Origin of the sequence: Paenibacillus sp. A14, from assembly GCF_036864815.1 — a bacterium.
Classification (GTDB): Bacteria; Bacillota; Bacilli; order Paenibacillales; family Paenibacillaceae; genus Fontibacillus; species Fontibacillus sanfengchensis.
The window spans coordinates 196,682-210,028 of record NZ_JBAGJD010000002.1 but is presented as its reverse complement, the minus strand read 5'-3'; the positions used below and the strand labels follow the sequence as shown (position 1 = coordinate 210,028).

General features: G+C 54.2%; 10 protein-coding genes. 8 read left to right on the top strand and 2 right to left on the bottom strand.

Translation table 11 applies throughout. The annotated features are described in order from the left end of the window. Positions 1–77 precede the first annotated feature (77 nt). The 7 genes from V4U88_RS05380 to V4U88_RS05350 all read left to right on the top strand — a co-directional run bounded on the left by V4U88_RS05380 (position 78) and on the right by V4U88_RS05350 (position 10,137). Positions 78–1,439 (top strand): FAD-dependent oxidoreductase, encoded by a 1,362-nt coding sequence (locus tag V4U88_RS05380; RefSeq protein WP_334072242.1) that lies wholly within the window; start codon positions 78–80, stop codon positions 1,437–1,439. 276 nt (positions 1,440–1,715) lie between these two features. Then, complete coding sequence (locus V4U88_RS05375) at positions 1,716–2,543, top strand: formate/nitrite transporter family protein (RefSeq protein WP_334072241.1); 828 nt, start codon at positions 1,716–1,718, stop codon at positions 2,541–2,543. A gap of 558 nt (positions 2,544–3,101) precedes the next feature. Next, positions 3,102–5,168, top strand: a complete 2,067-nt coding sequence (locus V4U88_RS05370) for a molybdopterin-containing oxidoreductase family protein (protein ID WP_334072240.1) — start codon at positions 3,102–3,104, stop codon at positions 5,166–5,168. Positions 5,169–5,341: 173 nt separating this feature from the next. Continuing rightward, positions 5,342–6,562, top strand: coding sequence for an MFS transporter (locus tag V4U88_RS05365; RefSeq protein ID WP_334072239.1), 1,221 nt, complete (start codon positions 5,342–5,344; stop codon positions 6,560–6,562). A gap of 40 nt (positions 6,563–6,602) precedes the next feature. Further along, positions 6,603–7,097 (top strand): GNAT family N-acetyltransferase, encoded by a 495-nt coding sequence (locus V4U88_RS05360; RefSeq protein WP_334072238.1) that lies wholly within the window; start codon positions 6,603–6,605, stop codon positions 7,095–7,097. A 69-nt stretch (positions 7,098–7,166) separates the two neighbouring features. After that, positions 7,167–8,858 (top strand): glutamine--tRNA ligase/YqeY domain fusion protein, encoded by a 1,692-nt coding sequence (locus V4U88_RS05355; protein ID WP_334072237.1) that lies wholly within the window; start codon positions 7,167–7,169, stop codon positions 8,856–8,858. A 130-nt stretch (positions 8,859–8,988) separates the two neighbouring features. Beyond that, positions 8,989–10,137: a cation:proton antiporter gene (locus V4U88_RS05350; RefSeq protein ID WP_334072236.1), complete on the top strand. Its 1,149-nt coding sequence runs from the start codon at positions 8,989–8,991 to the stop codon at positions 10,135–10,137. Between the two features lie 37 nt (positions 10,138–10,174). Here the strand turns inward: V4U88_RS05350 and V4U88_RS05345 are convergent, their stop codons facing one another. Together V4U88_RS05345 and V4U88_RS05340 are read right to left on the bottom strand one after the other, a co-directional pair. Continuing rightward, the gene (locus V4U88_RS05345; RefSeq protein WP_334072235.1) at positions 10,175–11,152 is read right to left on the bottom strand and encodes a LacI family DNA-binding transcriptional regulator; all 978 of its coding nucleotides are present in this window, start codon (positions 11,150–11,152) and stop codon (positions 10,175–10,177) included. A 170-nt stretch (positions 11,153–11,322) separates the two neighbouring features. Then, complete coding sequence (locus tag V4U88_RS05340; RefSeq protein WP_334072234.1) at positions 11,323–12,546, bottom strand: MFS transporter; 1,224 nt, start codon at positions 12,544–12,546, stop codon at positions 11,323–11,325. A gap of 130 nt (positions 12,547–12,676) precedes the next feature. Here V4U88_RS05340 and mobA point away from each other — a divergent pair, with 130 nt between their 5' ends. Beyond that, positions 12,677–13,303, top strand: a complete 627-nt coding sequence (mobA, locus tag V4U88_RS05335) for a molybdenum cofactor guanylyltransferase (protein WP_334072233.1) — start codon at positions 12,677–12,679, stop codon at positions 13,301–13,303. Positions 13,304–13,347 lie beyond the last annotated feature (44 nt).

The following is a 13,347-nucleotide window of genomic DNA, read 5'->3' as shown; positions in this document are numbered from 1 at the left end:
TAAGTGACATATTTCACATGAGATAATCCTGGACGTTACGATTTATCGAACGTTAGGAAATTGAGGAGGAAGAAACCATGAAAGTCGCCGTTATCGGATGTACCCACGCAGGAACCGCAGCCATTGTAAATACCGCGAAGCTTTACCCGGAAGCCGAGATTACCGTTTATGAACGCAATGATAATATTTCGTTCCTTTCGTGCGGGATTGCCCTTTATGTAGGGGGGATGGTTAAGGATCCCCAGGGCCTTTTCTACTCGTCGCCGGCCCAGCTCGCTGAGCTTGGCGTCAAAACAAACATGCGGCATGAAGTCATCGCGGTCGATACGGAGACCAAAACGCTTCGGGCCCGCAACCTGGAGAATGGAACCGAATTTGACGATACGTTCGACAAGCTGATTGTGACGACGGGATCGTGGCCGGTCGTTCCGAAATTCGAAGGCATTGAGCTCGAAAATATCCTGCTCTCGAAGAACTTCAATCACTCGAACACCATCATAGAAAAGTCGGAACAAGCCAATCATATCGTTGTGGTGGGTGCCGGTTACATCGGTGTTGAACTGGTCGAAGCCTTCCAATTGAACGGGAAAAAGGTAACGTTGATCGATGCGGAAGAGCGCATCCTCAGCAAGTACCTCGACGCCGAGTATACGGACAAAATCGAAGGATCGCTCAGTGAGCATGGAATCACTCTGGCTTTGAACCAAAAAGTGACCAAGTTTGTCGGCGAGGAAGGAAAAGTAACCAAAGTGGTCACGGACCGCGGCGAATATACCGCCGATCTTGTGATTCTGTGCATCGGCTTCCGCCCGAACACCGAATTGTTGAAAGGTCAAGTCGACATGCTGGGCAACGGAGCAATCATCGTGGACGAGTACATGCGGACGAGCAAGCCTGACGTTTACGCAGCGGGCGACAGCTGTGCGGTCTTTTACAACCCGACCCGGGAGCATGCTTACATTCCGCTGGCCACTAACGCCGTTCGGATGGGTACCCTGGTTGCCCGCAACCTGGTTACGCCGACCGTTAAATATATGGGAACGCAAGGCACATCGGGGATTAAAATCTATGAGGACAATATCGCGGGTACCGGGATGACGGAAGCCTCGGCCAAAGAGGCGGGCATCGACGCGGAAGCGGTCATGATTACCGATAACTACCGTCCGGAATTTATGCCGACCCATGAACCGGTTATGCTGAAGGTCGTTTACGAAAAAGGAACGCGCCGGATTCTCGGAGCTCAAATCATGTCGAAGGTGGATCTGACCCAGTCGATCAACACGATTTCGGTTTGTATCCAAAACGGCATGAAAATGGAGGAACTGGCGTTCGTCGACTTCTTCTTCCAGCCGCACTACAACAAACCGTGGAATTTCCTCAACAGTGCCGGACTGGGTGCGCTGCCGGAAGTGCCGGCCCGCAAGGCCGTTACCGTTTAAAATTTAGCCGATTTGTATATCACAGCCGCCTCGGTTTCAACCCCGGGTGGCTGTTTTTCATTTTCGGCATAAGCTCGCCCAATACCCATTTGGGTAGCCGATTGAGGGATAAGGGGGCGTGTAGCAGCTCCAAGCATTTTTTGTGGTTAAAATTGTGAAATGTTTCACTTTTGAAAACGGTAACGTGACTTATGTTACTTATCCGCACCAGGGGCCAAGATACAATGGACGTAAAGACCGCAGTTTATGAACTGCTTCTAAAGGAGAATGGAGAGAATGGCTTACAACAAACCGGATCAAATTGCGAAAGTGACGGTGGAAATGGGCGTAAAGAAAGCCCACAATCCGCTGTTGACGGTGCTGATTCTGGGCTTTTTGGGCGGGGCCTTTATCGCGCTTGGATTTTTGCTGGATATCCGCGTGATCGCCAGCGCGCCGAAGGAGTGGGGCAGTTTCGCCACCTTTATCGGCGCGGCGGTGTTCCCGATCGGCCTGATCCTCGTGCTGCTTGCCGGAGGCGAACTGTTGACCGGAAATATGATGGCTGTGCCGCTGTCGCGGATGGCGCGCAAGATCACAGCCGGGGAGATGTGCAAAAACCTGGTGCTCATTACGTTGAGCAACTTTGTCGGCGCTCTGTTTGTCGCCTATTTCTTCGGTCATATCGTCGGATTGACCGCGGAAGGCGCGTACCTCGAGAAGCTTGTGGATATGGCCGGACATAAGCTGGATGCCGGATTCGTGCAGGCCTTTGTGTCCGGGATCGGCTGCAACTGGCTGGTGGCGCTGGCCGTTTGGCTTTCTTACGGGGCTGACAATATGAGCGGTAAAATCCTCGGCATCTGGTTCCCGACGATGGCCTTTGTCGCTATCGGATTTCAGCACGTTGTGGCAAATATGTTTCTGATTCCGGCGGCGATATTTGAGGGATATTTCTCCTGGGGGGAGTACCTCAAAAACTTTGTGCCGGTTTGGCTCGGCAACCTGACGGGAGGCGCCCTGTTCGTCGCCGGCGCGTATTGGGCGGCATACCTGAAAGATGGAGGAAAGAAAGAGCAGGCCTCCGGCGATGCCGTGGCCGCGCCGCTAAGCAAGCACGCGTAAGAAGCCGGTTGCCGCTGTGGCTCGATTGAGAGACGGTCTCCTGCGGAGGCCGTCTTTTTGATTTAGTCTTTAGATTAGCGGCTTTTAGAGGCGCTATTTCGGGCTGATTCGGCTCCGCAGTAAGATTAGCGGTCCAAAAGGGTCTTATTTCCCGGCACCGGACTCCAAAATCGTTTTTTGCCCGCTTTTTCCTAAAATAAGACCCTGAAAGACCGCTATTTCACCTTTATGAAGCGAATTCGACAAATTAGCGGCGCAAAAGGCCTTTATTGACCCGTACCGGCTTACTCCTCCTGTCTCTGTTCGAGATGTGCATGGGAGGGACTAGGTGCCGAAATCCCTCCTGTTACCAGTGCCCTCTGTCAGGCAACCTTGATTACATAAAATCCCTGCAAATTTGCATCTTTTTCCACATCCCCTCGTGAATCTGCCTAAAATACCTGCAGATTTGCATCCTTTTGGAGTTGAAGGAGTATGTCTTATGGGGAACCTGTAGACATCGTTCCGTCTTTTTTCTAAGATTATAGAATCTGCAAGTTTGAGATAGGGGATGAAGCCATGATTCGCGAGGAGAACGGAATTTTTCCCGCGGTGTGTCCATTGGATTGCCCGGATACCTGCGGTTTGTTACTGCATAAAGAGAACGGAAAAATCGTCAAGGTGACGGGGAATCCCGCTCACCCGATTACCCAGGGAGCCATCTGCAACAAGGTACGGAACATGGCTGAGCGGGTGTATCATCCGGAGCGGGTGCTTTACCCGCTCAAGCGGGTCGGGGCCAAAGGCGAAGGGAAATTCGAGCGGATTTCCTGGGACGAGGCGATTGCCGAAATCGCCGGACGGTACAAGGAGCTTATCCGCGAGCATGGACCCGAGTCGATTATGCCGTACAGCTTCTACGGCAACATGGGGATCCTCAGCGTTGACGGCATGGATCGGCGCTTTTTCAACCGGCTGGGGGCTTCCCAGCTGCAGCAGGGGATTTGCAATTCCGCCGGAAGTGCCGGCTGGAAGTATACGATGGGCTTCGCTGGGGGCACCAGTCCGGAGGATACGGTAAAGGCGAAGCTTATTATCATTTGGGGCGGCAATCTGGTCAGCACAAACATGCACCAGATCGCCTTGATCGAAAAAGCCCGCAAGCAGGGGGCGAAGCTCGTTGTGATCGACGTCCATCGCAACCGCACAGGGCAGCGGGCGGATTGGTTTATCCCGCTGTATCCGGGGACGGACAGCGCGCTCGCGCTCGGCATGATGCATGTCCTGTTCGAACGCGGCCTCGTCAACGAATCGTTCATGGAGCGCTATACAACCGGGCACGCCGAACTGCGTGAGCATGTGAAAGCCTACACGCCGGAGTGCGTCTCGGCGATTACCGGCATCCCGGCGGATGACATCGTCAAGCTGGCCGTGCTGTACGGCGAAACCTCTCCGGCCTACATCCATATCGGCAACGGGCTGCAGCACCATGACAACGGCGGAATGACGGTGCGGACCATCAGCTGTTTGCCGGCGCTGACCGGGCAGTGGCTCGTTCCCGGCGGAGGGGCTTACAAGTCTAACGGAGCTTATAACAAAATGAACGCGGAGGCGTTGGAACGCCCGGATTTGCGGAAGAATCCGGAGGCCCGGACGATAAACATGAACCGCATCGGCGAGGCGCTGCTGACGCTGGACCCGCCGCTTTATGCGCTGTTCGTATACTGCGCGAACCCGGCGGTCGTTGCCCCGGATACCGGCAAGGTGGAGCGCGGCTTAAGCCGTGAGGACTTGTTTACCGTCGTGCATGATCTGTTCCTGACGGATACGGCCAAGTATGCGGATATTGTTTTGCCGGCGACGTCCACCTTTGAAAATACGGACCTCTACGCTTCCTATTGGCATCATTACGTACAGATCCAGGAGCCGGTCATTCCCGCTCAGGGCGAGAGCAAGAGCAATGTCGAGGTGTTTCGGCTTCTGGCGGCCGCATTGGGATTTGAGGAGGAGGCGTTCCGCGATACGGAGGAGGACATGATCCGCCTGGCGCTGGATTATCCGGCCAACCCTTACTTGCGGACCATTACGCTGGAAGGATTGAAGGAGCAGCGGATAGTCAAGCTGGACATGGCGCACAAGGAGCGGTATTTGGACAGCTTGCCGACACCTTCGGGCAAGATTGAACTATACTCGGCCCAAATGGCCAAGGAGGGCCTCCCTCCGCTGCCGACTTACACTCCGCTGCACGAAGGGTACGACGGGGAGAACCGGCCGGGAGAGCGGGAAGCGTATCCGCTGATGTTCATCTCGCCGCCGAATCACAGCTTCCTGAATTCCACGTTTGGCAATGTGGAGAAGCTTACGGCGCTGGAAAAGCAGCCTACCCTGCAAATCCATCCGGAGGATGCGGCGGCTCGGAGCATTGAGGACGGGGACCGGGTCCTCGTGTGGAATGATCGGGGAAGTTATGAAGTCGTGGCGGCCGTGACCGATAAAATGCTGCCGGGTGTCGTCATCAGCCAGGGGCTTTGGTGGAAGCAGGACGGCAAACGGAGCCGGGCAAACGCGTTAACTGCGGATCGGCTCGCCGATATGGGCGGGGGAGCCGTCTTCTTTTCGACTGTTGTTGATGTAAAGCGGCAATAGATGTACTTGCCGACTTTCCTCTTTTCGGCGATACTATGATAATCTGGGCGTAATAATAGTTGCATTCACGGTGATAGCTATACGGTACGGAGGAGCCCGCAAGGGCTCCTTTTGTATTTTTAAGGATAAAAGTCTTGGTTGAGCGTGGAGCGGGTGAAGGAGGAGAAATGCCTATGAAATGGTTGCAATCGTATCCGCGGGAGGTCAAAATTTTTCTGGTGGCGAGTCTGATCAGCTCGGCCGGGGGATCTTTAATGTGGCCGCTGATCACGATGTTCGTATTCAAGGTGCTGGGGCGAACCGTAACGGACGCCGGTCTGGTCATCCTGGTGATGTCTCTGGGAGGGATTGTCGGGCAAGTCCTCGGCGGCTCCCTGTATCATAAACTGGGCGTAAAAAAGCTGATTGTCGGCGGGATAGGCCTGTACGCGCTGTTTCTGCTGCTGCTGCCGTACGGGAGCGGCAATTGGTCTCTATTCATCGTACTGATGGGACTCGTCGGATTCTTCAACGCGATGTCCATGCCTGCGATTCAGGCTTTTATCGGCTTCAGGTTTGCGGAGCGGCGGGGGGAATTGTTCAATGTCATCTATGTGGCGAACAATATCGGCGTTGCGCTGGGTACCGCGCTAAGCGGATTTTTGGCGCAGATTTCTTATAATATGAGCTTTACTTTGAACGGGTTGATTTCGGCCGGGTTTGCGCTGTTTTTCTGGTTTTATTTGAACAAAGTTCAAAAAAACGAGGGAGAGGTTCAACTCCAGAAGCGTAAAATCGCCCCGGAAGGGCAGGATACCTGGAAGCTGCTTGGCCGATACAATGTTTATCTGTTTATGGGGATCGGCTCCTTCTTTCTGTGGCTGGGCAATTGCATCTGGAATAACGGGGTTTCGCCCTTTACGCTGTCACAGGGCATGCCGGAATGGAATTACAGTATCCTGTGGACGCTGAACGGGATCTTGATCTTTGTCGGCCAACCGTTTATTTTATGGATAAAACGGACGCTCGCAGGCTCGGCGGAAGCGCAGCTTACGGCCAGCGCCATCTTTTATTTTCTCGGATATGTCACGATGCTGTGCTTCCCCACGTACCCAAGCATGGTCGCGGCGATGATTCTGACCACCTTTGGCGAGATGCTGATCTCTCCGGCCATTCCGTCGTTCATTTCCGACCGGACGGGCAAGGCCGCGCCTTTTTATCTGGGCGTCGTCGGCGGGATGGGAGCTGCCGGAAAAGTGGTCGGTCCTTACGCTATGGGCGTGCTGTTCGACTGGAACGGTTTTGTGCCGGTGGCCTGGTTGGCCGTCATGATCTCCGTTTTGTCCGTTGGCGCGTTCTTGATCCACTCCTCGTTGAACCGAAGCGCCCGGGGGGAAATAGCGGACAGCATTTAAATAAAATGTGTATAAAAAGCTAAGTAAGGAGCATATTTGTATGTCAGATCTAATATGGACCCGCTTCTCGCAAATGCGGGATGCCGAAGCTTTGATGGAGCTGGACAGGCTTGTGTGGGTGGAAAACACAACCCCCTCGCCGATCGTCTGGAACTCCAGGGAACACTATTTGCAGAAATGCCCGCCGGGAACTCAACTGGTTGCCGGAATTGGGGAACAGCTATGCGGGTATGTGGGTTTCGATTATCCGACACCGTTGGAGAGCAACCGGCATGTCTATGAGCTGAACATTGCGGTTCACCCTGATTATCAGGGGCGTGGGGTTGGGCGCAAGTTGATGGAGGATATTAAGGAAATAGCCGCAGAGCGGGGTGTCCGGAAGCTGTGCCTGCGGGTACTGGCATCCAATCCCGGGGGAATGGCTTTTTACAAGAAGTGCGGATTTATGGAACAGGGGCGGCTGGTTGATGAGTTTTTTATCGGCGGCCAATACGTCGATGATATCCTGATGTGGTGTCCCGTCGGCAGCCATTGAACATTTGGCGAGATATCGGTATATTTAGAAGAAGAAAAATCGGAGAAACGTAAGGCAGAGATTCCATGAATGGAAAGGTTGATCACCATGGAGAACAATAACTTGACTCCTCCCAATTTTATTAAAAATATTATTACGGAAGATTTAAAAACCGGAAAAGTGGACAAGGTCGTAACCCGGTTCCCGCCGGAGCCGAATGGCTATCTACATATCGGACATGCCAAAGCGATCTGGATCAATTTCACGCTGGCCGACGAATTCGGAGGCCGTACCCATCTGCGGTTTGACGATACGAACCCGGTTAAGGAAGATATCGAATACGTCAACTCCATCAAAGAGGATGTGAAGTGGCTCGGCTTCGAGTGGGAAGAGCTTCACTATGCTTCGAATTATTTTGAGGAGATGTATAACCGGGCCGTCCTGCTGATCAAAAAAGGCAAGGCCTATGTGGACGACCTCAGCGCCGACCAAATCCGCGAAACCCGCGGGACCTTGACGGAGCCGGGGCAAAACAGCCCCTACCGGGATCGGTCGGTCGAGGAAAACCTGGACCTGTTCGCCCGGATGCGCGCTGGGGAATTCAAGGACGGAGAGAAAGTGCTGCGGGCCAAAATCGATATGGCGTCGCCGAACATCAACCTCCGGGATCCGGTCATTTACCGGATTGTGCATGCGACCCATCACAATACAGGGGATCAATGGTGCATTTACCCGATGTATTCCTACGCCCATCCGCTGGAGGATGCGGTCGAAGGCGTGACCCATTCCCTGTGCACCACGGAGTTCGAGGATCAACGCCCGTTCTATGACTGGGTTATCGCCGAAACGGAGATGCCGAATGTACCGCATCAATATGAGTTCGGCCGGTTGAACCTGGAGCAAACCGTCACGAGCAAACGGAAGCTCAAGATGCTGGTCGACGAGGGGGTCGTCGACGGCTGGGACGATCCGCGCATGCCGACGATCTCGGGGCTTCGCCGCCGGGGCTATACGCCGGAGGCCATCAAGGCGTTCGTCTACGAAGCGGGCATTTCCAAGGCTTACGGTGCGATCGATGTCAAAATGCTGGAGCATTTTGTCCGTGAGGACCTCAAGCTGAAGGCGCCGCGGACGATGGCGGTTGTCGATCCGCTGAAGGTGGTCATTACAAACTATCCCGAAGGGCAAACGGAGCTGCTGGACGCGGAAAACAACAGCGAAAATGAAGAGATGGGGCATCGGCAAATTCCGTTTTCCCGCGAAATTTATATTGAACGCGACGATTTCATGGAGGATCCGCCGAGTAAATACTTCCGGTTGTTCCCCGGAAATGAAGTGCGTTTGAAGCACGCCTACTTTATCAAGTGCCACGACGTGATCAAGGATGAGAACGGCGAGATTAAGGAGATCCACTGCACTTATGATCCGGAGACGAAAAGCGGAAGCGGGTTTACCGGTCGTAAAGTGAAGGGGACGATCCACTGGGTGGACGCCGGCGCCGCCGTACCTGCGGAATTCCGCTTGTATGAGCCGTTGATTCTGGATGAGGAACCCGAGGAAGAGGGGGCGGAGGAGAAGCCGTTCCTGGAGCGGATCAACCCGAATTCCCTGACGATCAAGCAAGGCTTCGTGGAACCGGGAATGAAGGATGCGGAGCCGCATGACAAGTTCCAATTTTTCCGTCACGGCTATTTCAACGTCGATCCGAAGTATTCCAAACAGGGACATCCGGTGTTTAATTTGATCGTTTCGCTGAAAAGTTCGTTTCAACTGCCAAAGTAAGATGGTATAATGTAGGTGGATTGAATTTAAATAATTAAATATTTTGGTTTTATGGAGGAGCCTGGTCAAACCGGGCTCCTTTTTGTCTTTTTTAGGCATGATAACTAAAAAAAATACTGGAGGAGTGCGAATGTTCTTTTTTACGATTCTTATTATTTTATTGGCGACGAAACTGGCGGGGGACCTGAGCGCGCGCTTGGGCCAGCCCGCGGTCGTGGGGAAGCTGCTGGTCGGAATTGTGATTGGCCCGGCTTTGCTCGGATGGGTGGAGAATTCGCATATCATTGAGGAATTGAGCGAAATCGGTGTGCTTTTGCTAATGTTTATGGCCGGTTTGGAGACCGATCTGGGTGATTTAAAACGCGCCTATAAGTCGGCGACGGCGGTGGCTGTTGGCGGAATCATCGTACCTTTTGTCGGCGGTTATATTACGGGGGCTGTAATTGGGCTGACGGTTTCTCAGGCGATATTTATGGGGCTGTTGCTCTCGGCCACATCAGTCAGTATCTCCGTCCAGTCGTTGAAAGATTTGAATTTGTTGAACAGCAGGGAAAGTACAACGCTTCTCGGGGCGGCCATCATCGACGATATTCTGGTAGTGGTTCTGCTGGCATTCGTGATGAGCCTGTTCGGGGGAGAGGAAGTCAACTTGACGCTCGTCATCGGCAAGAAATTGATCTTCTTCCTCATTGCCGGATTGTTCATCTGGAAGGGGGCAAAATGGGTCATGAAGTGGCTGGCTCCGCTGCGGGTTTCCGAGTCGATTATCAGCGGCGGGCTAATCCTTTGCTTTTTTCTGGCTTTTGTGGCCGAAGAGCTTGGCGTGGCGGGCATTATCGGGGCGTTTGCGGCGGGTTTGGCCATCTCGCAAACCGACTATAAAAAAGAAGTGGAGCATAAACTCGAGCCGATCGCTTATACGATATTCGTGCCGATTTTCTTCGTAAGCGTGGGCTTTTCCGTTTCGTTCGAAGGATTGGGATCGCAATGGGGCTTGCTGATTGTTCTTTTCATGGTGGCCCTGCTGACCAAGCTGGTCGGCTCCGGGCTCGGGGCCAAGTTGACCGGGTTTTCGTGGTCATCTTCGGCCGGGATCGGCTCGGGGATGGTATCGCGCGGGGAGGTGGCGCTGATTATTGCTACCATCGGGCTGGAGAGCGGACTATTGCAGCAAAAGTATTTTACGGTCCTCGTCATCGTGGTCATTTTGACCACATTAGTCACGCCGTTTCTGCTAAAACAAACCCTGGGACGGCACGCCGCCCAACAAGGCCGCTGACCCGCCGATCCTCGCCCGGAAATCGGGACAGCCTCGGTCAGACGCTGCCGCGCTCGATAAGACGGAACTGAAGTTCCTCGGTTACCGGAGGCAGGGCCGGATTTTGGATCCGGCTATACACGATGTTAAAAGCCTGTGTGCCGATATCCCGGAGGCGGTTGTCGATCGTGGTGATGCCGAATACTTCGGAGATCGGCTGGTTATCGAACCCGACGATGGCGAGGTCCTCCGGTATGCGGAAGCCGTGCTCCCTGATCGCGACGAGGAATCCGGCGGCAATCTCATCCCCGTTGAGCAGCAGGGCGGTAGGCCGCTCCTTCATGCCCAGCAGCCAATCGGCCACCAGGCGGCCGTCGCGGATCTCGCTGCAGCCGTCCAGCATCCACTCGTCGCGCGCCTCGCCGCCGAGTTCCTTCAGAATATCGGCGTAAGCTTTGCGGCGCCGCAGGCTGTTTTGACTATTCCGGCGGTTCAGGGTAAAACCGATCCGGCGGTGGCCGCGCTCCCAAAGATAGCGGATGGCATTCCGGAAGCTGGCGTAGTGGTCATAGTAGACCGAAGAAAGTTTGGGCAGAGGAACGTCTTCACAGAGGACGATCGGACCGTATTCGGCATAACCTTCCACCTGATCGAGGGACAGGGAGCGCGAGCAGATAATGACGCCGTCGATCCGCTTATTCCGCAGCAGATCGAGCACTTTGATCTCCTCCTCCGGGCGATAGCCGGTCTGGCAGAGGATCAACTGATAGTTATGTTGAAGCGCTTCGGCGGCGATGCCGTCCACGAGCCTGGAGAAGTAGGAGGTCTGGATTTGGGGAAGGATGATGCCGATCGTCTGCGTCGTGCCTTTGACGAGATGGACGGCATTCATGTTACGGGCATATTGAAGCCGTTCGATGGCCTCTTCGACCGCTTTCCGCTTGCTCTCGCTGACATAGGGATGCGCGTTCAGCACCCGGGAGACCGTGGTGACGGAAACACCGGCGGCTTTGGCGATTTGTTTGATATTGGCCAAACGCGGGACGCCCCCTTCCTGGAAACATGACAAAATTTAAGAAACGCTTGATCTGAAAAGCATTTCATAATATAGACTTAGCTTAAAGGCTCGGAAACAGCGGCGTAACCGCCTTTGCATGGCGGGCGTAACGCTGCCGGGCCCATTTTTGGCCGTATATCCCAAGCGAGTTAGTCTTCTTCTTCGCTTCGCGCCATCGCCGGGGAGTATCCGTTTTTGCGGAGCCGGTTCCACATCAGGCCAAAGCCGATGGCCCCGATGACCGTGAGAATGACCCCCATTTTATACATCACCACAGGCCCGAAGTTCTGAAAAATCCAACCGCCGAGCAGACCGGCCATGACTCCGGTTATGCCGCTGAGAGCAACCGTATAGACCGCCTGTCCGGCGGAACGAAGCGGCCTGGGGAGCAGCAGCGCGGTCAGCCGGGTCCCTACGTGAAAAAAACCGCCGAAAGTAACGGCGTGCAGCACCTGAATCAGGATGACCTGCAACGGGCTGGTCGCTCCGGACATCAAACTCCAGCGCAGCGCAAACAGCAGACTTACCGCGGTAAGGCAGCCCATGAGGTAAGTCAGCTTTTTCTTCAAAAAGAGGTTCAGAAGGACGAAAGCGCCCACTTCAAAAAAGGTGGAGAGAAAAAACGCAACGCCGATTTGAAACCGGGTTCCTCCGAGATCGCTCATAAACAGCGGCAAAAAAATACTGTTGATGGCATTCGGCAACGAGACAAGCACACCAAACAGAACGAACGCGACAAAATACTTATTCTGCAGCGTTCGGCGAATTTCGACGGGCGAAATGATCGGCGTGTTCGTCGTTTTGCGGATCGTCGGCAACAGCAACGCGGACCCGATCGCCAGCATCAAGGTTACGCTGAACAGCAGAGAGATTCCGTTTTGTCCGACGCTGTCGATGATCGGTCCGGCCGTCAGGGCGACGAAGGTCCATCCCAGCGAGCCCCATAACCGGTAGGCTCCGAATTTCTGTCCCACCTCTTCGATATATCCCAAGGTCAGACTGTTCGTATGGGCCAGCAGAGGGGTCTGGAAAAAGAAAAGCAGAATCATCGATAAATACAGCATCGGGTACGTGTTCACTTTGAAAACGAGGTGGCCGACGATCAGCAAGCCGACCATCATCATTAAGAGCATCACGCGAATGTTCCGTCCGCGATCGCTTAAATATCTCCAAAAGGGATGTGCCAGCAGGGACACAAGCGGACCGGCGGCCATCAGACTGCCGATTTCGAGCTTGTCCATGCCGATATCCAGCAAATATAATTGAAAGAACGCGGCAAAGATGACCATGGTGCCGTAAGTGAAAAAGTTAAGCAGCCCCAAGGGCAGTTTTATTGTGGAAAAGGGTTGGGTTTTGTCCCGCAAGCGTGCCATTCCTTTCTGTCCGACTCCATTTTTGGTGTGCAGCGAAAAATGACTATGTCCTCAATGTAACATACACCTGAAAGGGGATACAAACCAACTTCTCTTTGTTTTGCCAGTTTTTAGATGGGTGGGGTTTAAAATGACGATTACAGCGGTTATTCTTGCCGGAGGGCAATCCAGGCGGATGGGCCGAAACAAGGCGTTGCTGTCGGTGGGGGGAGTCCCCGTCATCGAGAAGCTCGTCAAGGAACTGAGTTATGTAACGGATACGGTTTTGATCGCGGGCGGACCCAGAGAAACGTATTCTTATTTGGAAGCGGAGATCGTCTCCGATACGTTCCCGGGGGCGGGGCCATTGGCCGGCTTGCATGCCGGATTGAAGGCGGCCGGGACGACCTGGACCGTTTTTGTGGCATGCGATATGCCGTTTGCCTCCCGGGAAGCAGTCCGGTGGCTGGCGGACCGGACCCTGCTGGCGGAGAAGGAAGGCAAGGAAGCCGTGATTCCGGTCATTGAAGGAAGGGAGCAGCCGCTGCTCGCGGCCTATCGGCGAAGCGTGCTTCCGGGATTGGAAGAAACGCTGAGGGAGGGGCGTCTGAAGCTGACCCGCTGGACGGAAGGGCTGAAGGCCGACTATACGGACGGGGCGGCTATGGCCAGCGCGGCGGGCATTCCCGCTGAGCGGATTCCTTTCAACATGAACCGGCCCGAAGACTATCGGCAAGCTTTGACATGGACGGATGTTCCTCCCCGCGGAGAAGTTTAGGAGATGTTGCGAGATTGTCAAAAAGATCACATAAAGCGCTTACA

Coding starts and splice junctions, on each gene's coding strand:
- V4U88_RS05365 (WP_334072239.1), top strand. CDS start 5,342: ATGAAATGGTTGCAATCGTATCCGCGGGAGGTCAAAATTTTTCTGGTG.
- V4U88_RS05360 (WP_334072238.1), top strand. CDS start 6,603: ATGTCAGATCTAATATGGACCCGCTTCTCGCAAATGCGGGATGCCGAA.
- V4U88_RS05370 (WP_334072240.1), top strand. CDS start 3,102: ATGATTCGCGAGGAGAACGGAATTTTTCCCGCGGTGTGTCCATTGGAT.
- V4U88_RS05375 (WP_334072241.1), top strand. CDS start 1,716: ATGGCTTACAACAAACCGGATCAAATTGCGAAAGTGACGGTGGAAATG.
- mobA (WP_334072233.1), top strand. CDS start 12,677: ATGACGATTACAGCGGTTATTCTTGCCGGAGGGCAATCCAGGCGGATG.
- V4U88_RS05340 (WP_334072234.1), bottom strand. CDS start 12,546: ATGGCACGCTTGCGGGACAAAACCCAACCCTTTTCCACAATAAAACTG.
- V4U88_RS05380 (WP_334072242.1), top strand. CDS start 78: ATGAAAGTCGCCGTTATCGGATGTACCCACGCAGGAACCGCAGCCATT.
- V4U88_RS05350 (WP_334072236.1), top strand. CDS start 8,989: ATGTTCTTTTTTACGATTCTTATTATTTTATTGGCGACGAAACTGGCG.
- V4U88_RS05355 (WP_334072237.1), top strand. CDS start 7,167: ATGGAAAGGTTGATCACCATGGAGAACAATAACTTGACTCCTCCCAAT.